The following is a 21,344-nucleotide window of genomic DNA, read 5'->3' as shown; positions in this document are numbered from 1 at the left end:
GGGTTGGATCAAGCCGAGCTCCGCGGGTGCGGATCAGCGGCGGCGTTCCAGCGAGTACACAAACGGCGCAACGATTTCGATCGCGCCATTGGTCAGCATGTCGGCCGGTGGCTTGGGCAGCGGTTGGGCGCGGCGGATCATTTCCAGGGTAGCCCGGTCCAGATCGGCGTTGCCGGAACGGCCCACCAGTTCGAACGACAGCACGTTGCCTTCGCCATCGACCACGAAACGCAACCGGTTCAAGCCTTCCTTGCCCCGTGCCTGAGCGCTGGCCGGGTACTTCTTGTACTTGGCCAGGTGCGCGAGCAGGGTGCCTTGCCAGCTGGCCTTCGCGGCCATTTGTGCAGGCGACGGGCCCGGTGCAGGCTGGGCGGATTTCTCCGTTGGGGCCTGAGTCGGCTGGGTATCGGCCGGCTTCTCTTCGGACGGCTTCTCCTTCGGCGGATCGGGCAGTTTCTTCTCGATCGGCTTCGGCGGTTTTGGTTTCGGCTTGGGTTTCGGTTTCTGCACCGCGATCTCGGCTTTTGGCGCTTCGGCCAGTTTCGGGATCGGCAGTTCTTCAACCGGAGCCGGTGGCTGCGGTGGCGTGACGACTTTCGGCGGTGCGGGCGGTGGCGGGGCCGGAACCGGTGCCAACTCGACCATCATTGCCTGCGGCGGCAATTCGATGGGCGGGCGGGCGGTCCAGTTCAGCGCCAGCGCGATGGCCAGCGCGTGAACACCCAGCACCACGGCCAGGCTACCGCTGTAACGCGTCAGCTTATGGCGCGTCGTGATCATTTCTTGACCGCGCTCTCGAGTCCGACCAGACCGACCTTCAGGTAACCGGCGGCGCGCAGGTTATCCATCACGCTCATCAGGTCGCCGTAATCCACACCTTTGTCGGCCTGGAAGAAGATCGTCGTGTCTTTCTTGCCCTGGGTCTTGGCGTCGAGTGCGGCGCCGAGGGTTTCGGCTTTCACTTCGTCTTCGCCCAGGAACAGGCGCTGGTCAGCCTTCACGCTGAGGAACACCGGTTTCTCCGGCCGCGGCGCCGGTTTGGCGGTCGAGGCAGGCAGGTCAACCTTGATGTCCACGGTGGCCAGCGGCGCGGCCACCATGAAGATGATCAACAGCACCAGCATCACGTCGATGAACGGCGTGACGTTGATTTCGTGGTTCTCGGCCAGATCGTCGTCTGCGCCTTCTTTCAAATGCAGGCCCATGGCCGATTACCCCACTTTCACCATGTGCGGTTGCGAGCTGTTGCGCTCAGGCTGGTGGTCGAGGTCGCGGCTGACCAGCAGCAGCACCTGAGCCGACGCATCGGACACCTGAGCCTTGTAACCGGCGATGGAGCGGGCGAAGACGTTGTAGATGACCACGGCAGGAATCGCGGCAACCAGACCCAAAGCGGTAGCCAGCAGCGCTTCAGCGATACCCGGTGCTACGACGGCAAGGTTGGTGGTCTGGGTTTTGGCGATGCCGATGAAGCTGTTCATGATGCCCCACACGGTACCGAACAGACCGACGAACGGCGCGGTGGAACCGATAGTGGCGAGGACGCCGGTGCCGCTGCTCATGTTGCGGCCACAGGCGGCAACCAGGCGCTCGAGGCGGAAGCTGACGCGTTCCTTGATGCCTTCTTTCTCGCGGGCGTTGGTCGACAGGCGCATTTCTTCCAGTGCGTCGTGAACCAGCAGATTGGCGAGGGTGCCTTCCTTCGCGGCGGTGGTGCTGGCTTCTTTGAGGGTGGCGGCTTTTTTCAGGGCGGCAATCTCGCCACGCAGACGGCGTTTGGCGCCCATCAGCTCGAAGCCCTTGGCGATCCAGATGGTCCAGGTGATGATCGAGGCGATGGCCAGGCCGATCATCACGGCTTTAACGATCACGTCGGCGTTCTGGTACATGCCCCATGGCGACAGGTCGTGGGCCATGCCGAGGGTGTTGTCGGCTTCAAGGACTTCCGGCGCATCGGCAGCGCTGGCCTCTACGGCCTGCACTGGGTCGGTCGCGGCAGGTGCGGCGGCCGGAGCGCTTTGCTCGGTGGCGGCTGGTGCGGCCGGGGCTTGTGCGTCAGCGAATGCGGCGGCTGGCGCCAGCATCAGGCTGAGCAGCAGGGCAGCCACGGCGCTCCAGGCGCGAGGTCGGTTGGTTGGCGAAGCGGAGTTTTGAATGCGTGTCATGCTGGCCGGACCTGAGATAGAAAAACGGTAATGCTCTTCCAGGCCTCGTGAGGCCGAGAACAAAAGTGGCGTGCATTATTGCAAGTAATTCTTGTTAACAGAAGTAATAGAGTTGCTTTTTTTCCTTCATTGCTAGCCGCTCGTCCCTTGCCGAGGCTAGTCTGTCGCTTTCCGATGGGAGATTTTTGATGTCCGCGCCTTCTGTTTTGATCGCCGGTTGCGGTGATGTCGGCAGCCGTCTGGCCACGCAATTGCTGGCTGCCGGCTTCCAGGTCTATGGCCTGCGCCGTGATATTTCACGTTTGCCGGCCGGCGTTATCGGTGTGGCCGGTGACTTGTTCAATGAAGATTGCCCCGAGACCTGGCCGGTGGGCGCTATCGATTACCTGGTTTATAGCGCGGCAGCCACCGATCACGATGAGGCCGGTTATCGCGCGGCGTATGTGCAGGGTTTGCAGCATGTGCTGGGTTGGCTGAACGATTACGGTCAGGAGCCTGAGCGGCTGCTGTTCGTTTCCAGCAGCAGCGTTTATGGCCAGCAGAACGGCGAATGGGTCGATGAAAAATCCGAAACCGTCGCTGCGGGTTATTCCGGTCGGGTGATGCTGGAAGCCGAGCAGGTTGCGCTCAACAGCGGCATTCCCGCGAGCATCGTCCGCCTGACCGGTATTTACGGCCCCGGCCGTGAGTGGCTGCTGACCCAGGTTCGTCGGGGTTATCGCGTGGCGATCGATCCGCCGCTGTATGGCAATCGTATCCATGCCGATGACGCGGCGGGGTTGATGGCTTATCTGCTGGAAGCAGATCGCAAGGGCGGGGCGCTGGATAACATCTATATCGGCGTGGACGACGCGCCAGCGCCGCTGGCCGAGGTGGTGGCGTGGCTGCGTGAGTATTTGGGTGTCACCGAATGGTCGGAAGACGAGAGCGTGCGTCGCACCGGCAGCAAGCGTTGCAGCAATGCCCGGGCGAAGGCGCTGGGTTGGGTGCCGAAGTATCCGAGTTATCGCGAGGGGTATGCCGCGATTCTTGAGGGGCGCTGCTGATCTTCGGGCGTAAAAAAGGCGGGAGCAAATGCTTGCTCCCGCCTTTTTTGTCTCAAGCGCCGATCACTGCTTTTCGAGCAACCACTTGCGCTCACCCGGGGTGAACTGCGGTTGTTCGTCTGCCAGTGCCGTGTTCACGGCCTGCAGGATTTCCAACTCTTTGCCCTTGCGCACAAAGATCCAGTTGTTGCCCTGACCGTTCTGCTGCAACCACATGCTGTCGTTGCCGCTGCTCATAGATGCGCAATCGCCTGCGAGGCACAGCGCATAGCGGTCGGCACCCGGCAGGCCGGAGACTTGCCCGTCCGCCTGGAATTGCACAGTGGCGCCTTCGCCCTGGCCGCTGGTGATCGTCCAGTTGCCGCCCAGATAAGCGGAATACAGCGCGCGCTCGAAGCTGGCGCCGATCGGTGCGCCTTCCGGCACAGGAATCTGTGCGCGGTCGAAGACCTGTTCCGGTTCGTTTTCGTTGGCAGCTTGTTGCAGTTGGCCGCCGTCACGTTTCAGCTCGCTGGCGGAGCTGCCATAGAAATCGACTTTCCAGGTACCGGACTCTTCGCCGAGCAAGCGACCTTCGACGTTTTCGAAACCGTTGGTGTAGCGGGCCTGACTGGCCTTGGTATTGACGTCCCACTCCAGGTTCGGGCCGTAAGCCTGAAGCGCTTCGCGCAGGGGGCCGCCTTTGGCAGCGGCATCGATGGCGACCTGATTGATCCAGGTGCCGCTGATGTCACGGTCGGCAGGGTTGCTGGCGCAACCGCCGAGGAAAATGGCGAGCAGCGAGAGAGCAAGCGCTTTGCGCATGGTGGAATCCTTTCAAAACCTTTTCTTTACCGCAGAGCAGTCGGCGCGGCGTCTGAGGCCGCGCCGTGCGCATTACTCGATGACCAGAATGGCATCCATTTCAACCTGCGAACCCTTTGGCAGGGCAGCCACGCCGATGGCGGCGCGCGCCGGGTATGGCTGGTCGAAGTACTTGCCCATGATCTCGTTGACCTTGGCGAAGTGGCTCAGGTCGGTGAGGAAGATGTTCAGTTTGACGATGTCCTTGAACGAGCCGCCGGCGGCTTCGGCCACGGCTTTCAGGTTCTCGAACACCTGGACGGTCTGGGCTTCGAAGCCTTCGACCAGTTCCATGGTTTTTGGATCGAGGGGAATCTGACCCGACATGTAAACGGTGTTACCGGCCTTGATCGCCTGGGAGTAAGTACCGATGGCGGCCGGGGCCTTGTCGCTGGTGATAACGGTCTTGGTCATGTATGACTCCTTGTAATGTTTGAGTTATGCACGCATGCGGGTGATGCGGATCACCCCGGTCAGGGCGCGCAGTTTCTTGATCACGCGGGCCAGGTGCACACGGTCGTGGACGCTGACCACCAACTGGACAACGCTGATGCGGCCATCGCGTTCGTCCATGCTGATTTTCTCGATATTGCCGTCGGCTGCGTTGACGCTGCTGGCCAGCAGGGCGATCAGGCCGCGCTGGTGTTCCAGCTCGACGCGCAGTTCGACGTTGAATTCGCCGGTGACATCCTTGGCCCACGAGAGCTGGATGCATTTTTCCGGGTTGTGGCGGATTTCGCTGATGTTGCGGCAGTTGTCCAGGTGCACGACCATGCCTTTGCCTGCCGACAGGTGACCGACAATCGGGTCGCCCGGGATCGGCGTGCAGCATTTGGCGTAGCTGAGGACCAGGCCTTCGGTGCCGCGAATCGCCAGCGGGCCTTCCGGGCTTGGCAATTGCTCGCCTTCGCCGAGCAGGCGGCGCGCCACGACGTAGGCCATGCGGTTGCCCAGGCCGATGTCTTCGAGCAGGTCTTCGATCAGTTCGAGGCGGTACTCGGTGAGCATCGCCTTCACGCGTTCGGCCGGAATCTGTTCCAGCGCGCTGTCGAAGCCGTTGAGCACCTTGTTCAGCAGGCGTTCGCCGAGGCTGATGGATTCGGAGCGGCGTTGCAGTTTCAGCGCATGGCGGATGTGTGTGCGCGCCTTGCCGGTGACCACGAAGTTGAGCCACGCCGGGTTCGGCCGCGCGCCGGGGGCGCTGACGATCTCGACCGTGGAGCCGCTTTGCAGCGGTTCGGACAGCGGTGCGAGACGACGGTTGATCCGGCAGGCGATGCAGCTGTTGCCGACGTCGGTGTGCACCGCGTAGGCAAAGTCGACCGCCGTGGAGCCTTTGGGCAGCTCCATGATCCGGCCTTTGGGCGTGAACACGTAGACCTCGTCCGGGAACAGGTCGATCTTCACGCTCTCGATGAATTCCAGCGAGTTGCCGGCGCGTTGCTGCATTTCCAGCACGCCCTTGACCCACTGACGGGCGCGGGCGTGGGTGCCCTTCGGCTGCTCGTCGCCGCTGGATTTGTACAGCCAATGGGCGGCGATGCCGTTGTTGGCCATCTCTTCCATTTCACGGGTGCGGATCTGGATCTCGATCGGGACACCGTGCATGCCGAACAACGTGGTGTGCAGCGACTGATAGCCGTTGGCCTTGGGGATCGCGATGTAATCCTTGAAGCGCCCCGGCAACGGTTTGTACAAATTATGTACAGCACCCAGCACGCGGTAGCAGGTATCGACCTTGTCGACGATGATCCGGAACGCGTAGACGTCCATGATCTCGTTGAAGGCCCGACGCTTGCCGCGCATTTTCTTGTAGATGCCGTAGAGGTGTTTCTGACGACCGCTGACTTCACCCTGGATGCCGTCGATGGCGAGGCAGTGGCCAAGGGATTCTTCGATCTTGTTGACGATTTCCTTGCGGTTGCCCCGGGCGCGTTTGACCGCCTGGTAGATCCGCGCGGAACGCATCGGGTGCATCGCCTTGAAGCCGAGGTCTTCGAACTCGATGCGGATCGCGTGCATGCCCAATCGGTTGGCGATGGGTGCGTAGATCTCGAGGGTTTCCTTGGCGATGCGCCGGCGTTTTTCGCCGGACAGCACTTCCAGCGTGCGCATGTTGTGCAGGCGGTCGGCGAGCTTGACCAGGATCACGCGAATGTCGCGCGCCATGGCCATGGCCATCTTCTGGAAGTTTTCAGCCTGGGCTTCGGCCTTGGTCTCGAAGTTCATCTGGGTCAGTTTGCTGACCCCGTCGACCAGTTCGGCCACGGTTTCACCGAACTGCGCTTGCAGCGCTTCCTTGGCGATACCGGTGTCTTCGATCACGTCATGCAGCATCGCGGCCATCAGGCTCTGATGGTCCATGTGCATGTCGGCAAGAATATTCGCCACGGCAAGAGGATGCGTGACGTACGCCTCGCCGCTGCGGCGGCGTTGGCCGTCGTGGGCTTGTTCGGCGTAGAAATACGCTCGGCGGACCAGGTTGACCTGGTCATTGCCGAGGTAGGTCGATAAGCGATCGGCGAGGGCGTCTATGCTCGGCATGATGTCTCCTGCCGTAGGCTGTGATCCCGCGCCGTGCTACGTCGACCAGGCATAGGCTTAGACGGCCTCGTTGGACTCGTCCTCAAACGCAGCGAAGACAGGGTCTTCGTGGACGATTTCCTGCTCGGCGATGAACTCGTAGCTCATCAGGCCTTCAGCGATTTCACGCAGCGCAACTACGGTCGGTTTGTCGTTTTCCCACTGAACCAGGGGCTCTTTGCCGCCGGTGGCCAGTTGACGGGCACGCTTGGTAGAGAGCATGACCAGCTCAAAGCGGTTTTCCACGTGTTCTAGGCAGTCTTCAACGGTTACGCGGGCCATGGTATTCCTCGGAGCGAATGCAATATGCGCGCTGCCCGGTTGGGCGAGCGGACTCAACAGTTTAAAAAATCACCAGCGATTAGGGAAGCGCTGATTTTTTGACCAGACTCTTCAACGCGCTGCAAGTGCCAATGTAAAGCCCTTGCAGCGGTTTTGGGAAGTGCTGTTTCAGCCCAGCAATTCAGCCAGCAATTTGCCGAAACGCACCTGTTGGCGTTTCTGTTGCAGCTGATTGGCGCGGAAAATCGCTTTCAGATCGTCCAGCGCGTGGGCGAAATCGTCGTTGATGATCAGGTAGTCGTACTCGACGTAGTGGCTCATCTCGCTGACCGCTTCGCGCATCCGGCCGTCGATGATCTCGTCGCTGTCCTGGCCGCGGTTGGTCAGACGCTGGTGCAGGGCCTGCAGCGATGGCGGCAGAATGAAGATCGAACGGGCCTGCGGCATCAGCTTGCGCACTTGCTCGGCGCCTTGCCAGTCGATTTCCAGAATCAGGTCGTGGCCTTCGTCCAGGGTCTGCTGCAGACGGCTTTGCGAGGTGCCGTAGAAGTTGCCGAAGACTTCGGCGCGTTCCAGAAAATCGCCGTGCTCGCCCATCTTCACGAACTCTTCGCGGGTCACGAAGTGATAGTTCACGCCGTCCACTTCGCCCGGGCGCATGGCGCGGGTGGTGTGTGAAATCGAGACGCGGATCTCCGGGTTGGCGTCGGTCAGGGCCTTGACCAGACTGCTCTTGCCCGCGCCCGAGGGGGCGGAAATGATGTACAGGGTGCCGGTGCTGTGGGTCATGTCGGGGTAGCCTTACTCAATATTCTGCACTTGTTCGCGCATCTGCTCGATCAACACCTTGAGGTTGACCGCCGCCTGGGTGCTGCGCGGGTCGAAGGCCTTGGAGCCCAATGTGTTGGCTTCGCGGTTGAGCTCCTGCATCAGGAAGTCCAGGCGCCGGCCGGCGGCGCCGCCGGATTTCAACACCCGGCGAACTTCGATGATGTGGGTGCTCAGGCGATCCAGTTCTTCGGCCACGTCGCTCTTTTGCGCGAGCATGACCATTTCCTGTTCCAGGCGCTGCGGGTCCATCTCGGCCTTCATGTCGGCGAAACGGTCGAGGACTTTCTGGCGCTGGGTGGCGAGCATCTGCGGAACCAGTTCGCGCAGGGTCACCACGTCTTCCTCGATGGAGGTCAGGCGATCGTTGATCAGGCGGGCCAGCTCCGCGCCTTCGCGCTCGCGGCCGGCCTTGAGGTCTTTCAGGCCTTGATTGAAGAGGGCCAGCGCTTCGGCGTTCAACGCCTGCGGGTCGGTGGCGTCGGCCACCAGCACGCCCGGCCAGGCCAGCACTTCCAGCGGGTTCAGCGCGGCCGGGTTCTTGATCAGGCCGGCGACGGTTTCGGCAGCGGCGACCAGTTGCGCGGCGCGCTCGCGATCCACTTGCAGCGGCTTGCCAGTGCTTTCCTCGGTAAAGCGCAGGGTGCATTCCAGTTTGCCGCGCGACAGGCCCTGACGCAGGGCTTCACGGACGGCGCCTTCGAGGTCGCGAAACGACTCCGGCAGGCGCAGGTGGGGTTCCAGGTAGCGGCTGTTGACCGAGCGCAGCTCCCAGCTCAGGGTGCCCTGAACGCCGGCTTTTTCGACGCGGGCGAAGGCGGTCATGCTGTGCACCATGGGGTGACCTCGCGATACAGATCGGCGCGAATTGAAGCTCCGCAGCTCGATATCAATGAATTTAAGCCGACTGGCAGCAAAGGCGCAGGATTGTAGCGCAGTGCGGCAGATGCGCCCAAACACACGGTGTGACAAAGGGCTGCAGGCCGTCGGCGAAGCGCGTTTCAGGGCCTTCGGTCGTCGGCCGGAATTTTTAACGAGTGCCCAGGCGCGGTGCGCGGCTCTATAATGCTCCGCAGTTTTCCGTCCCCAGTACAGGTATCTCCTATGAAACGTCCAAGTGGTCGCGCTGCCGATCAGCTCCGCTCGATCCGCATTACCCGCAACTACACCAAACACGCCGAGGGATCCGTACTGGTCGAATTCGGTGATACCAAAGTCATCTGCACCGTCAGCGTCGAAAACGGCGTGCCGCGCTTCCTGAAAGGCCAGGGCCAGGGTTGGCTGACCGCCGAATACGGCATGCTGCCGCGCGCCACCGGCGAGCGTAACCAGCGTGAAGCCAGCCGTGGCAAGCAGGGCGGTCGTACCCTGGAAATCCAGCGCCTGATCGGCCGTTCCCTGCGCGCCGCGCTGGACATGTCCAAGCTGGGCGACGTCACCCTGTACGTCGATTGCGACGTGATCCAGGCCGACGGCGGTACCCGCACTGCGTCGATCACCGGCGCCATGGTGGCGCTGGTCGATGCACTGAAAGTGATCAAGAAGCGCGGCGGCCTGAAAGGCGGCGACCCGCTCAAGCAAATGATCGGTGCTGTTTCCGTGGGCATGTACCAGGGCGAGCCGGTGCTGGATCTGGACTATCTTGAAGATTCCGCTGCCGAGACCGACCTCAACGTGGTGATGACCAGCACCGGTGGTTTCATCGAAGTGCAGGGCACCGCCGAAGGCGCGCCGTTCCAGCCTGAAGAGCTGAACGCGATGCTGGAGCTGGCCAAGAAAGGCATGAACGAGATCTTCGAACTGCAAAAGGCTGCACTGGCCGACTGAGCAGGTTCGTAACCCGCAAGGAGGACGCGATGAGTGATGAGCAAGAGTTGCTGCCCAAGCCGAGCCAGGAGGTTCGCCAATGGGCCATGTTTTGTCACTTGTCCGCCTTGCTGGGGATCTGGATTCCGTTCGGCACGCTGATCGGGCCGCTGGTTCTGTGGCAGATGAAGCGCGAGACCGATCCGTTCATCGATGCCCAGGGCAAGGAAGCGTTGAATTTCCAGATCACCGTGGCGATCGCTTCGATGATCTGCTTCGTGCTGATGCTTTTGCTTATCGGGTTCGTGTTGTTCGGCCTGCTGGCCATTGCGGCGCTGGTGTTGACGATTATCGGCGGGGTGAAAGCCAACGAAGGTTTCCCCTACCGTTATCCGTTCACCTGGCGGTTAATCAAATAACGAACGATCGCCCACAAAAAAACCGACAGTGATGTCGGTTTTTTTGTGTCTGCGAAAGGCCGCTTAGATGGTCAGCGTCCAGTCGTAGTCGACGATCAGCGGCGCATGCTGCGAGAACCGAGGCTGACGCGGCAGGCGTGCACTGCGCACGAAGCGCCGCAGGCCCGGGGTCAGGATCTGGTAGTCGAAGCGCCAGCCCAGATTCAGCATCTCGGCCTGTTCGTTGTCCGGCCACCAGCTGTACTGGTCGCCTTCGCGGCTGACTTCGCGCAGGGCGTCTACGTAGCCCATGTTGCCGACAATCTCGTCCATCCAGGCGCGTTCCGGCGCCAGGAAACCCGGGGATTGCTGGCTGTCGCGCCAGTTCTTGATGTCGAGCTTCTGCTGCGCGACGTACAGCGAGCCACAATAAATGTACTCGCGACGTTTGCGCCGCTGTTTGTCCAGGTACTTGCCGAAGTCGTCCATGAGCTTGAACTTCTGGTTCAAGTCCTCATCGCCGTTCATCCCCGAAGGAAGCAGCAAGGTGGCAATACTGACTTTGTCGAAATCTGCTTGCAGGTAGCGCCCGTAGCGGTCGGCCGTCTCGAATCCGAGACCGCTGATGACAGCCTTCGGTTGCAACCGCGAATACAAAGCCACGCCGCCTTGGGCAGGGACTTCAGCATCGCAGGCATAAAGGAAGTAGCCATCCAGTTGGAAGGCTGGGTCGTCCAGTTCAAAGGCGGAGGCACGGGTGTCCTGCAGGCAGATGACGTCGGCATTCTGTGCCTGCAGCCAACTGAGCAAACCGCGCTCGACTGCAGCCTGAATACCATTGACGTTCACACTGATGATCCGCATAAATGGCCCCAAAAATCGCGTGCGTGTATGATACACGGCGTCAAGCTAATTAGCTAAATCCGTGGTATTTGGGGTTTTTTTCATGCAAGCGTATCAGCGCGATTTCATTCGTTTTGCCATCGATCGCGGCGTTTTGCGCTTCGGTGAGTTCACCCTGAAGTCCGGGCGCACCAGTCCTTACTTCTTCAATGCCGGCCTGTTCAACTCGGGTTCCGCGCTGGCGCAGCTGGGTCGTTTCTACGCCGCAGCCATCGCCGAGAGCGGCATTCCGTTCGATGTGCTGTTTGGCCCGGCCTACAAGGGCATCCCGCTGGCGGCAACCACCGCCGTGGCGCTGGCCGAGCACCATAACCGTGACCTGCCTTGGTGCTTCAACCGCAAGGAAGCCAAGGCCCACGGCGAAGGCGGCAGCCTGGTTGGTGCACCGCTGACCGGTGAAGTGCTGATCATCGACGACGTGATCACCGCCGGCACCGCGATCCGTGAAGTGATGCAGATCATCGCTTCCCAGGACGGCGCCAAGGCTGCCGGTGTGCTGATCGCCCTGAACCGTCAGGAGCGCGGCAACGGCGAGCTGTCGGCGATTCAGGAAGTCGAGCGTGATTTCGGCATCCCGGTCATCAGCATCGTGTCGCTGAACCAGGTGCTGGAATTCCTGGCTGACGATCCGCAGCTCAAGCAGCACCTGCCAGCCGTTGAAGCCTATCGCGCCCAGTTCGGCGTCTGATCACAGCTTCAGGCAAAAAAAGACCCCGCTCAGCCAGGCTGAACGGGGTCTTTTTGTATGCGCTACGGCTTACGGACGCTTGCGATTGCTGATCAGCGTACCCACACCGGTGTCGGTGAAGATTTCCAGCAGGATCGCGTTTGGCACGCGACCGTCGATGATCAGCGAGCTGCCCACGCCGCCCTGAACCGCTTCCAGTGCACAGCGGATCTTCGGCAGCATGCCGCCGTAGATGGTGCCGTCGGCGATCAGGTCGTCGACCTGCTGGGTGCTCAGGCCGGTCAGCACGGTGCCCGACTTGTCCATCAGACCGGCGATGTTGGTCAGCAGCATCAGCTTCTCGGCTTTCAGCGCTTCGGCGACCTTGCCAGCCACCAGGTCAGCGTTGATGTTGTACGACTCGCCGTTTTCACCCACGCCGATCGGCGCGATCACCGGGATGAAGTTGCCTTTGACCAGCAGGTTCAGCAGTTCGGTGTTGATCCCGACCACTTCGCCCACATGGCCAATGTCGATGATTTCCGGCTGGGTCATCTCCGGGGTCTGGCGGGTGACGGTGAGCTTCTTCGCACGAATCAGCCCGGCGTCTTTACCGGTCAGGCCGATGGCGCTGCCGCCGTGGCGGTTGATCAGGTTGACGATGCTTTTGTTGACCTGGCCGCCGAGGACCATTTCCACCACGTCCATGGTCGCGGCGTCGGTGACGCGCATGCCGTCGACGAAATGGCTTTCGATCGACAGGCGCTTGAGCAGATCACCGATCTGCGGGCCACCGCCGTGCACGACCACCGGGTTGATGCCCACGGCCTTCATCAGCACGATGTCGCGGGCGAAGCCGGTTTTCAGCTCCTCGCTTTCCATCGCGTTGCCGCCGTATTTGATCACCAAGGTCTTGCCGACGTATCGGCGGATGTAAGGCAGCGCTTCGGACAGGACCTTGGCAGTGTTGGCGGCGGCATCGCGTTCGAGGGTCATTCAGGGCTCCGGGTGAATCAGCAATCAGAACGGTAGTTGGAGATCAGGTGCAACGCGTTTCAGTTGGGCATGGAACACAGCCTTGATGCGCTGCAATTCAGCCTCGTCATCGGCCTCGAAGCGCAGCACCAGCACCGGTGTGGTGTTGGACGCGCGCACCAGGCCCCAGCCTTTGGCGTAGTCGACCCGCACGCCGTCAATGGTGGTCAGGTCGGCGCCTGGGCCCCACTGGGCATCGTGCAGTGCATCAATGATGCTGAATTTGCTCTCTTCGGTCACATGGATATTGATTTCCGGCGTGGAAATATCGTTCGGGAAGGTCGCGAACAGCGTTTCCGCGTCGGATTTTTCCTTGCTGAGGATTTCCAGCAGCCGTGCGGCGCTGTAAATGCCGTCGTCGAAACCGAACCAGCGTTCCTTGAAGAAAATGTGCCCGCTCATTTCGCCGGCCAGCAGTGCGCCGGATTGTTTCATTTTCTTTTTGATCAACGAGTGACCGGTCTTCCACATTAGCGGCCGACCGCCATATTCCTTGATCAGTGGGATCAGGCGACGGGTGCATTTGACGTCGAAGATGATCTCCGCGTCCGGGTTGCGCGCCACCACGTCACGGGCGAACAGCATCAGCAGGCGGTCCGGGAACACGATGGTGCCGGTGTTGGTCACCACGCCAACGCGGTCGCCGTCGCCGTCGAAGGCCAGGCCGATGTCAGCCTGGGTTTCCTTGACCTTGGCGATCAGGTCGACGAGGTTTTCAGGCTTGCCCGGGTCCGGGTGATGGTTCGGGAAGTTGCCGTCGACTTCGCAGAACAGCGGGATGACTTCGCAGTTCAGCGCTTCGATCAGTTGCGGGGCGATCACGCCGGCCGCGCCGTTGCCGCAGTCGACCACGACTTTCAGGCGTCGGGCCAGTTTGATGTCCTGGACGATTTCGGTGTTGTAACGGTCGAGGATTTCGACCTGGGTCACGCTGCCCGTACCGCTGCTCAGATTGCCGGTCTTGAGGCGCTCGTGCAAGGCCTGGATCTGTTCGTTGGCGAGGGTGTCGCCGGCGATCACGATCTTGAAGCCGTTGTAGTTCGACGGGTTGTGGCTGCCGGTGAGCATCACGCCGGATTTGCCGGCCAGCACGTTAGCGGCGTAATACAGCGCAGGCGTCGGCACCAGGCCGACGTCGCTGACGTGGCAGCCGCTTTCGGCGATGCCGCGAATAAGCGCAGCAACCAGTTCCGGACCGGACAGGCGACCGTCACGGCCGACGGACACGTTCGGTTCACCTTGAGCCAGGCTCTGGGAGCCGATGGCGCGACCGATCCAGTAGGCGGTTTCGGCATTGAGGAATTCCGGCACGGTGCCGCGAATGTCGTAGGCGCGGAAGATGCTGTCGGGAAGCTTCGGGGCGACTTGGGCGGGGGTGCTCATCTGCGAAAATGCTCCATCTCGAAAGTGGCTGGACACACCGACGACTCATTCGACGGCAAGCTCAAACTGAAGGGTATGACGGCGGTTTTCACAGAGAGTTCGTGGTGTGAAAGGGCCATGACGCCTTGTGCGGCGTGGCTTTGGCCTGCCAATGCCTTGATTTTCAGCGGTAAAGCTTCCAGATGAATCTGCGTATTTTTGTGGCGAAGGAGCAGGCTCCCTCGCCACAACACCAATCACTTGGTGCCGGAATGGCCGAAACCGCCAGCACCGCGCTCGGTCTCGACGAACTCTTCAACCATTTCGAAGTGCGCCTGCACCACTGGCACCAGCACCAACTGCGCCAGGCGCTCGCCGACCGGCATGGTGAATTCGGTCTGGCCACGGTTCCAGCAGGACACCATCAGCGGGCCCTGGTAGTCGGAGTCGATCAGGCCGACCAGATTGCCCAGCACGATGCCGTGCTTATGGCCCATGCCCGAGCGCGGCAGGATCAGCGCGGCAAGGTTCGGGTCGCCGATGTAGACCGACAGACCGGTCGGGATCAGCACGGTTTCACCCGGCTTGATCACGATGTCCTCTTGCAGCATGGCGCGCAGGTCGAGGCCGGCGGAGCCCGGTGTGGCGTATTGCGGCAGCGGGAATTCGGTACCGATGCGTGGGTCGAGGATCTTGGCTTGCAAAGCGTGCATGTAAATTAAACCTGGTTCAGACGTTCGGCGATAAAAGTGACCAGCTGGCGAGCGATCTTGCCCTTGCTGGTCTGGGCGAAAACCGTGGCGTGCAGCCCACGGTCGATGACGCTGCAGGCGTTTTCTTCGCTGTTGAAGCCGATGCTCGGGTTGGCGACGTCGTTGGCGACGATCAGATCGAGATTCTTGTCCTTCAGCTTGCGTGCAGCGTAGTCGAGCAGGTGTTCGGTCTCGGCAGCGAAGCCGACACTGAACGGACGGTCGGGACGGGTCGCGATGGTGGCCAGGATGTCTGGGTTACGCACCATTTGCAGGACGAAGCCGTCGCCGCTCGTAGGGTCTTTCTTTAATTTTTGCGGGGCGACGACTTCCGGACGGTAGTCCGCCACCGCCGCCGAGGCGATAAAGATGTCGCAAGGGATCGCGGCTTCGCACGCGGCGAGCATGTCTCGGGCGCTGACCACGTCGATCCGGGTGACGCGATCCGGCGTCGGCAGGTGCACCGGGCCGCTGATGAGGGTCACGCGGGCGCCGGCTTCCACCGCCGCTTCAGCCAGGGCGAAGCCCATTTTGCCGGAGCTGTGGTTGGTGATGTAGCGCACCGGGTCGATGTTTTCCTGGGTCGGGCCGGCGGTGATGACCACGTGCTTGCCGGTCAGTGCCTGGCGCTGGAAGCAGTCTGCCGCGAGCTGGGCCAGATCGGTGGCTTCCATCATGCGGCCCATGCCGACGTCGCCGCAGGCCTGGCTGCCGGAGGCCGGGCCGAAGGTCTTCAGGCCACGGCTTTCAAGGAGTTGCAGGTTGGCCTGGGTCGCCGGGTCGCGCCACATGGCCTGGTTCATGGCCGGGGCGACCGCGACGATGGCGTCGGTGGCCAGCACCAGCGTGGTCAGCAGATCGTTGGCAATGCCTTGGGCCAGGCGGGCCAGCAGGTCGGCGGTGGCCGGGGCGATCAGCACCAGATCGGCCCATTTGGCCAGTTCGATGTGGCCCATCGCCGCTTCGGCAGCCGGGTCGAGCAGATCCAGGTGAACCGGGTGGCCGGACAGCGCCTGCATGGTCAGCGGGGTGATGAATTCGCTGCCGCCACGGGTCATGACCACGCGCACTTCGGCGCCCTGATCGATCAGGCGGCGCACGAGGTCGGCGCTCTTGTAGGCAGCAATACCGCCGCCGACGCCCAGAACGATGCGTTTCCGATACAGCCGCTGCATAGGTCTGCCTTTCATTTCGTTGGTGACATACGTGGCGAAACCCCCTCCCCAGGGTGAATTCGCCCGCAAAAAAGATGGGCTACGATATCACAGCGACCGCTACGGAACAGCGGCGCCCACAGACAAGGAAGGTGTATGAGTATTCGCGATTGGCCGGCGGCGGAAAGGCCGCGGGAGAAGCTGTTGGAACAGGGCTCGGGAAGTCTTTCCGATGCCGAATTGCTGGCGATTTTTCTGCGCACCGGGGTATCCGGCAAAAGCGCGGTGGATGTCGCAAGACACTTGTTGGGTCAGTTCGGCAGCTTGCGTGCCTTGCTTGAGGCCGATCTCGCAACGTTCAGTGAGCAATTGGGCCTGGGCCCGGCGAAGTTCGCCCAGTTGCAGGCCGTGCTGGAAATGGGCCGGCGACACCTGGCCGAGCGCATGCGCCAGAAAACGGCGCTGGAAAACCCGCAGGTCGTGCGTGATTACCTCAAGGCCATGCTGCGTCACGAACCGCACGAGGTGTTCGGTTGCCTGTTTCTCGACTCCAAACATCAGGTGCTGACTTTCGAGACGCTGTTTCGCGGCTCGATCGACAACACCGCCGTGCATCCCCGGGAAGTCGTGAAACGTTCCCTGGCCAACAACGCGGCGGCGGTGATCCTGTGCCACAACCATCCGTCGGGAAACAGCGATCCGAGTCAGGCTGATCGATTATTGACCAAGCGTTTGCAGAAGGCTTTGGATTTGATCGATGTGCGGGTGCTCGATCACTTTATCGTTGGCGATGGCGAGCCGTTGTCGATGGCGGAGTGTGGCTGGATGTAGCTTGCAGCGACTGCAGTCGCTGCAAGCCGGGACGGATTACTTCAGGGTGACCTTGGAGTAATCCTGCCGCCCGAACGGGCTCACCGAGTAACCCTGCACGTCTTTACGCGTCAGCGCATACGCCGTCGGATGCGCCAGCGGCAGCCACAATGCCTGCTGCTGGATCTGCGCCTGCGCCTGCTCATACAGCTTGGTGCGCACACCTTGCTCGCTGGTGGTCTTGCCGGCGCTGATCAATTTGTCCAGGTCGGCGTTGCAGTAGCGGGCGAAGTTGGTGCCGGACTTCACCGCGGCGCAGGAAAACTGCGGAGTCAGGAAGTTGTCCGGGTCGCCGTTGTCGCCGGCCCAGCCCATGAACAGCAGGTCATGCTCGCCAGCCTTGGCACGACGGATCAGTTCGCCCCATTCGATCACGCGGATTTCCGCCTGAATGCCGATTTCCGCCAGATCCGACTGCAGCAACTGCGCACCGAGGCTCGGGTTCGGGTTGAGCAGGCTGCCGGACGGGCGGGTCCAGATGGTGGTCTGGAAACCGTCTTTCAGTCCGGCCTTGGCCAGCAATGCCTTGGCCTTGTTCACGTCGTGGGCGTAACCCGGCAGATTCTTCGCGTAGCTCCAGGTGTTCGGCGGATACGGGCCGTTGGCGGCTTCGGCGGTGTCTTCGAAAACAGCCTTCAGGTAATTGGCCTTGTCGAAGGCGAGGTTGATCGCCTGACGCACTTCCGGTTTGTCCAGTGGCGGATGCTGGCTGTTGATGCCGACGAATGCGGTCATGAACGCGTCAGTCTTTTCGACTTTCAGCGTCGGCTCCTGCTTCGCCGCCTGCACGTCCAATGGTTTCGGTGACAGGGCGATCTGGCACTCGTTGCGCCGCAGCTTTTGCAGGCGCACGTTGGCGTCCGGGGTGATGGCGAAGATCAGCGGGTCCACCGCGGGTTTTCCGCGGAAGTAATCCGGGTTGGCCTTGTAGCGGATCGAGGCGTCTTTCTGGAACCGGTTGAACACGAACGGACCGGTGCCGACCGGCTGGCTGTTGAGCTTGTCGGTGGCATCGGCCTTCAGGAGCTTGTCGGCGTATTCAGCAGAATAAATGGAGGCGAAGCCCATGCTCAGGGTCGCGAGGAACGTCGAATCCGGGTGGTCGAGGGTGAAGCGTACGGTCAGTGGATCCAGTGCGTCGATCTTCTTGATCAGGCTCGGCAGCTGCATCGACTGGGCGTGCGGGAAGCCGCTCTGGGCAACCTTGTGCCACGGGTTGGCCGGGTCGAGCATGCGGTCGAAGCTGAATTTGACGTCTTCGGCGGTCAGTTCGCGGGTCGGCTTGAAGTAGTCGGTGGTGTGGAACTTCACCTGCGGGTGCAGCTTGAACACGTAGGTCAGGCCGTCAGTGCTGACTTCCCAGCTGTCGGCCAGGCTCGGGACGACCTTGCCGCTGGCGGTGTCGAAGTCCACCAGACGGTTCATCAGCACGTCGGCCGAGGCGTTGGTGGTGGTCAGCGAGTTGTACTGCACCACGTCGAAGCCTTCGGGACTGGCCTCGGTGCAGACGCTCAGGGCGGCGGCCTGGGCCAGTGGACTCAGTAACAGCGGGGCGAAGAGCAGGGGGAGGGCAGCGAGGCGCATGGTCGGCTTCCTTTACAGATCGAAGGCCCATCTGCAAGTGCAGTCTGGAAAAGGCCTACCCTAGTGGTCGCGATTGCAAATGACTATCCCCTTTTTGCATTTTCGGGGCTGTGCGGCCGAGGATTTGTCGGAAGAGACGGCAGGAAAAGTCTCGATCGCGGGTATGATCGTTTTTCTTCGACGAATGGTAAAAATTGCCGGCAGCCTTTGCCCAAGGCGCTTGCGGCCAGAAAAAGCGGCTTTTTAGCCATTCTTTGCACACGGAAAGTTGTTGCTCCGTGGTCTTTCTGGTATAAAGCAGCGCTCTTTTCTAGGGGCCCGGTTCCTTCGCTTGTAGGTGTAGCCGGTAAGACCTCTAAAGAATCGCGGCGCCTGGCGCCACAATGACTAGAGATTAAGCGGCCAACCCATGCCGGGTTGGGCATGTGGTTTTAGAGGGCTGAGGCATGTCTAGAGTATGTCAAGTTACCGGTAAGGGTCCGGTGACTGGGAACAACATTTCCCACGCAAACAACAAAACCCGTCGTCGTTTCCTGCCGAACCTGCAGCATCACCGCTTCTGGGTTGAAGAAGAGAAACGTTTCGTACGCCTGCGCGTTTCCGCCAAAGGCATGCGTATCATCGACAAGCGTGGCATCAGCGTTGTGCTGGCCGAGCTGCGTCGCGACGGCAAGGTTTAAGGGAGCTAATCATGCGTGAATTGATTCGTTTGATCTCGAGCGCCGGTACTGGTCACTTCTACACTACCGACAAGAACAAGCGTACTACCCCGGACAAAATCGAGATCAAGAAATATGATCCGGTTGTTCGCAAGCACGTGATCTACAAGGAAGGCAAAATCAAGTAATTGATTTTTCCCGACTTACGAAAAAGGCCCGTATCTCACGATACGGGCCTTTTTTGTTGCCTGGCGAAAGGCCTCAGGCCTTCTGCTCGAAGATCACATAGACCTTGCGGCAAGCCTCCAGCACTTCCCAGGTGCCACGGAAACCGGCGGGAATCACGAAGCGGTCACCGACACGCAGGGTCTTGGCATTGCCTTCGCCGTCACGCAGCACCGAAACGCCTTGCAGGATTTCGCAGTATTCGTGCTCGGTGTAATTCACCGTCCACTGCCCGACCGCACCTTCCCACACGCCGACGCCCATTTGCCCGCATGGGCTGTCGTATTGATTGAACACCGCTTGCTCGGGATCACCTTTGAGCACTTTGGCCGGGTCCGGGCGATAGCGTTCGGCTTCGGTTGTGGTCAGGCTGATGTCGACGACGTTCTGGATGTTCATTGTTGTTTTCTCCCGTGATGACGGCGCGATGGCGTGAAAGGGCCAAAGTCTATGTTGATTAAATTGAACGCCGCAAGGCCGTATGGCGAGCTTATGTCAAATATATTGAAACAACCCCGGCCGCTGGTTTAGGGTGGCGGATGCCTTGGGCCGAAAAGCAGGCTGGCCGGGCAGTATTCCTGAGGACGACCGCGACGATCGCGGCGCTCGTATTGAACAAGAGGAGGACACTCGAATGACCACCCTGACTCGTGCCGACTGGGAACAACGCGCCCGCGACCTGAAGATCGAAGGCCGCGCCTACCTTAATGGCGAGTACACCGATGCCGTCTCCGGCGAGACCTTCGAGTGCATCAGCCCGGTCGATGGCCGTCTGCTGGGCAAGATCGCCAGCTGTGACGCCGCCGACGCCCAGCGCGCCGTGGAAAACGCCCGCGCCACCTTCAATTCCGGCGTCTGGTCGCGTCTGGCGCCGACCAAACGCAAAGCCACCATGATCCGTTTCGCCGGCCTGCTCAAGCAGCACGCCGAAGAACTGGCCCTGCTCGAAACCCTCGACATGGGCAAGCCGATCAGCGATTCGCTGTACATCGACGTGCCGGGCGCAGCGCAAGCCCTGAGCTGGAGCGGTGAAGCGATCGACAAGATCTACGACGAAGTCGCCGCTACGCCACACGATCAACTGGGTCTGGTGACCCGTGAGCCAGTGGGCGTGGTCGGCGCCATCGTGCCGTGGAACTTCCCGCTGATGATGGCCTGCTGGAAACTCGGCCCGGCCCTGTCGACCGGTAACTCGGTGATCCTCAAACCGTCGGAAAAATCCCCGCTGACCGCCATCCGTATCGCCGAACTGGCGGTCGAGGCCGGTATTCCGAAAGGCGTGCTGAACGTCCTGCCGGGCTACGGCCACACCGTCGGCAAGGCGCTGGCGTTGCACAATGATGTCGACACTCTGGTGTTCACCGGTTCGACCAAGATCGCCAAGCAGCTGATGATCTATTCCGGCGAATCGAACATGAAGCGCGTCTGGCTGGAAGCCGGTGGCAAGAGCCCGAACATCGTATTTGCCGATGCGCCGGATCTGCAGGCCGCCGCCGAATCCGCCGCCAGCGCCATCGCCTTCAACCAGGGCGAAGTCTGCACCGCCGGTTCGCGCCTGCTGGTCGAGCGTTCGATCAAGGACAAATTCCTGCCGATGGTGATCGAAGCGCTGAAAACCTGGAAACCGGGCAACCCGCTGGATCCGGCCACTAACGTTGGCGCGCTGGTCGACACCCAGCAGATGAACACCGTGCTGTCCTACATCGAATCGGGCCACACCGACGGCGCCAAACTGGTGGCCGGCGGCAAGCGCATTCTTCAGGAAACCGGTGGCACCTACGTCGAGCCGACGATTTTCGACGGCGTGAGCAACGCGATGAAAATCGCTCAGGAAGAGATCTTCGGCCCGGTACTGTCGGTCATTGCTTTCGACACTGCCGAGGAAGCGATCAACATCGCCAACGACACGCCTTACGGTCTGGCGGCAGCGGTCTGGACTCAGGACATTTCCAAGGCACACCTGACCGCCAAGGCCCTGCGTGCCGGCAGCGTGTGGGTCAACCAGTACGACGGCGGCGACATGACCGCACCGTTCGGCGGCTTCAAGCAGTCGGGCAACGGTCGTGACAAGTCGCTGCACGCGTTCGACAAATATACCGAGCTGAAGGCGACCTGGATCAAGCTGTAAATCGTTGACGGGAGCCTGAGTGAATCAGGCTCCCGAATCGAACAGAGATCCCTG

Annotated in this window: 23 protein-coding genes and 1 pseudogene; 8 read left to right on the top strand and 16 right to left on the bottom strand. The window is 61.2% G+C overall.

Translation table 11 applies throughout. The features are described 5' to 3' along the window. Positions 1-33: 33 nt before the first annotated feature. Genes AC1RT4_RS08745 through exbB form a run of 3 tightly spaced genes read right to left on the bottom strand, consistent with a single transcriptional unit; the run spans position 34 to position 2,165 of the window. A complete protein-coding gene (locus AC1RT4_RS08745; RefSeq protein WP_007954422.1) occupies positions 34-780 on the bottom strand; it encodes a TonB family protein in 747 nt (248 codons plus the stop codon). Continuing rightward, complete coding sequence (exbD, locus tag AC1RT4_RS08740) at positions 777-1,205, bottom strand: TonB system transport protein ExbD (RefSeq protein ID WP_007954431.1); 429 nt, start codon at positions 1,203-1,205, stop codon at positions 777-779. The genes AC1RT4_RS08745 and exbD overlap by 4 nt, the downstream gene beginning before the upstream one ends. A gap of 6 nt (positions 1,206-1,211) precedes the next feature. Then, complete coding sequence (gene exbB / locus AC1RT4_RS08735; protein WP_493085004.1) at positions 1,212-2,165, bottom strand: tonB-system energizer ExbB; 954 nt, start codon at positions 2,163-2,165, stop codon at positions 1,212-1,214. Between the two features lie 188 nt (positions 2,166-2,353). Between exbB and AC1RT4_RS08730 the strand changes: the two genes are divergently transcribed. Further along, positions 2,354-3,211 (top strand): SDR family oxidoreductase, encoded by an 858-nt coding sequence (locus tag AC1RT4_RS08730; RefSeq protein WP_493085002.1) that lies wholly within the window; start codon positions 2,354-2,356, stop codon positions 3,209-3,211. A gap of 63 nt (positions 3,212-3,274) precedes the next feature. Here the strand turns inward: AC1RT4_RS08730 and AC1RT4_RS08725 are convergent, their stop codons facing one another. From AC1RT4_RS08725 to AC1RT4_RS08700, 6 genes are all read right to left on the bottom strand, one after another. Further along, positions 3,275-4,015: a hypothetical protein gene (locus AC1RT4_RS08725; RefSeq protein ID WP_493085000.1), complete on the bottom strand. Its 741-nt coding sequence runs from the start codon at positions 4,013-4,015 to the stop codon at positions 3,275-3,277. A gap of 72 nt (positions 4,016-4,087) precedes the next feature. Next, entirely contained in the window at positions 4,088-4,468 is a 381-nt protein-coding gene (locus AC1RT4_RS08720) for a RidA family protein (protein WP_003229509.1), read from the bottom strand. A gap of 24 nt (positions 4,469-4,492) precedes the next feature. Continuing rightward, entirely contained in the window at positions 4,493-6,598 is a 2,106-nt protein-coding gene (spoT, locus tag AC1RT4_RS08715; protein WP_007954439.1) for a bifunctional GTP diphosphokinase/guanosine-3',5'-bis pyrophosphate 3'-pyrophosphohydrolase, read from the bottom strand. A gap of 57 nt (positions 6,599-6,655) precedes the next feature. Beyond that, positions 6,656-6,919, bottom strand: a complete 264-nt coding sequence (gene rpoZ, locus AC1RT4_RS08710) for a DNA-directed RNA polymerase subunit omega (protein WP_003229503.1) — start codon at positions 6,917-6,919, stop codon at positions 6,656-6,658. Positions 6,920-7,087: 168 nt separating this feature from the next. After that, the gene (gene gmk, locus AC1RT4_RS08705) at positions 7,088-7,708 is read right to left on the bottom strand and encodes a guanylate kinase (protein WP_003229498.1); all 621 of its coding nucleotides are present in this window, start codon (positions 7,706-7,708) and stop codon (positions 7,088-7,090) included. Between the two features lie 12 nt (positions 7,709-7,720). After that, on the bottom strand, positions 7,721-8,584 hold the full coding sequence (locus tag AC1RT4_RS08700; protein ID WP_007954440.1) for a YicC/YloC family endoribonuclease: 864 nt from the start codon (positions 8,582-8,584) through the stop codon (positions 7,721-7,723). A 267-nt stretch (positions 8,585-8,851) separates the two neighbouring features. Here AC1RT4_RS08700 and rph point away from each other — a divergent pair, with 267 nt between their 5' ends. Together rph and AC1RT4_RS08690 are read left to right on the top strand one after the other, a co-directional pair. Beyond that, a complete protein-coding gene (gene rph / locus AC1RT4_RS08695; protein WP_003229494.1) occupies positions 8,852-9,574 on the top strand; it encodes a ribonuclease PH in 723 nt (240 codons plus the stop codon). Between the two features lie 29 nt (positions 9,575-9,603). Continuing rightward, a complete protein-coding gene (locus AC1RT4_RS08690; RefSeq protein WP_007954441.1) occupies positions 9,604-9,972 on the top strand; it encodes a DUF4870 domain-containing protein in 369 nt (122 codons plus the stop codon). 63 nt (positions 9,973-10,035) lie between these two features. On the opposite strand, the gene crc is transcribed toward AC1RT4_RS08690, so the two are convergent. After that, positions 10,036-10,815 (bottom strand): catabolite repression control protein Crc, encoded by a 780-nt coding sequence (gene crc, locus AC1RT4_RS08685; RefSeq protein ID WP_007920349.1) that lies wholly within the window; start codon positions 10,813-10,815, stop codon positions 10,036-10,038. 82 nt (positions 10,816-10,897) lie between these two features. Here crc and pyrE point away from each other — a divergent pair, with 82 nt between their 5' ends. Beyond that, positions 10,898-11,542, top strand: a complete 645-nt coding sequence (gene pyrE, locus AC1RT4_RS08680) for an orotate phosphoribosyltransferase (protein WP_007954442.1) — start codon at positions 10,898-10,900, stop codon at positions 11,540-11,542. 69 nt (positions 11,543-11,611) lie between these two features. Here the strand turns inward: pyrE and argB are convergent, their stop codons facing one another. From argB to coaBC, 4 genes and pseudogenes are all read right to left on the bottom strand, one after another. Beyond that, complete coding sequence (gene argB / locus AC1RT4_RS08675) at positions 11,612-12,517, bottom strand: acetylglutamate kinase (RefSeq protein WP_007954443.1); 906 nt, start codon at positions 12,515-12,517, stop codon at positions 11,612-11,614. Between the two features lie 24 nt (positions 12,518-12,541). After that, a pseudogene (locus AC1RT4_RS08670) lies at positions 12,542-13,918 on the bottom strand (phosphomannomutase/phosphoglucomutase); the annotation flags it as partial. 257 nt (positions 13,919-14,175) lie between these two features. After that, positions 14,176-14,631: a dUTP diphosphatase gene (gene dut / locus AC1RT4_RS08665; RefSeq protein ID WP_007954445.1), complete on the bottom strand. Its 456-nt coding sequence runs from the start codon at positions 14,629-14,631 to the stop codon at positions 14,176-14,178. A 5-nt stretch (positions 14,632-14,636) separates the two neighbouring features. Then, positions 14,637-15,845, bottom strand: a complete 1,209-nt coding sequence (coaBC, locus tag AC1RT4_RS08660; RefSeq protein WP_197868878.1) for a bifunctional phosphopantothenoylcysteine decarboxylase/phosphopantothenate--cysteine ligase CoaBC — start codon at positions 15,843-15,845, stop codon at positions 14,637-14,639. A gap of 135 nt (positions 15,846-15,980) precedes the next feature. Here coaBC and radC point away from each other — a divergent pair, with 135 nt between their 5' ends. Next, positions 15,981-16,655 (top strand): RadC family protein, encoded by a 675-nt coding sequence (gene radC / locus AC1RT4_RS08655; protein ID WP_207984328.1) that lies wholly within the window; start codon positions 15,981-15,983, stop codon positions 16,653-16,655. A gap of 36 nt (positions 16,656-16,691) precedes the next feature. Here the strand turns inward: radC and AC1RT4_RS08650 are convergent, their stop codons facing one another. After that, positions 16,692-18,278, bottom strand: coding sequence for an ABC transporter substrate-binding protein (locus AC1RT4_RS08650; protein WP_493084996.1), 1,587 nt, complete (start codon positions 18,276-18,278; stop codon positions 16,692-16,694). A 446-nt stretch (positions 18,279-18,724) separates the two neighbouring features. On the opposite strand from AC1RT4_RS08650, the gene rpmB reads away from it, so the two are divergent. Further along, entirely contained in the window at positions 18,725-18,958 is a 234-nt protein-coding gene (rpmB, locus tag AC1RT4_RS08645) for a 50S ribosomal protein L28 (RefSeq protein ID WP_003177273.1), read from the top strand. 11 nt (positions 18,959-18,969) lie between these two features. Further along, positions 18,970-19,125, top strand: a complete 156-nt coding sequence (rpmG, locus tag AC1RT4_RS08640) for a 50S ribosomal protein L33 (protein ID WP_003177274.1) — start codon at positions 18,970-18,972, stop codon at positions 19,123-19,125. Between the two features lie 73 nt (positions 19,126-19,198). Here the strand turns inward: rpmG and AC1RT4_RS08635 are convergent, their stop codons facing one another. Next, entirely contained in the window at positions 19,199-19,561 is a 363-nt protein-coding gene (locus AC1RT4_RS08635; protein ID WP_007954453.1) for a cupin domain-containing protein, read from the bottom strand. 235 nt (positions 19,562-19,796) lie between these two features. Between AC1RT4_RS08635 and AC1RT4_RS08630 the strand changes: the two genes are divergently transcribed. Next, positions 19,797-21,290, top strand: coding sequence for an aldehyde dehydrogenase (locus AC1RT4_RS08630; RefSeq protein ID WP_007954454.1), 1,494 nt, complete (start codon positions 19,797-19,799; stop codon positions 21,288-21,290). Positions 21,291-21,344: the final 54 nt, after the last annotated feature.

Source organism: Pseudomonas sp. GW821-FHT11D10 (genome assembly GCF_058808435.1).
The sequence above is the reverse complement of the archived record's forward strand: the minus strand, read 5'-3'. Positions and strand labels throughout refer to the sequence as shown.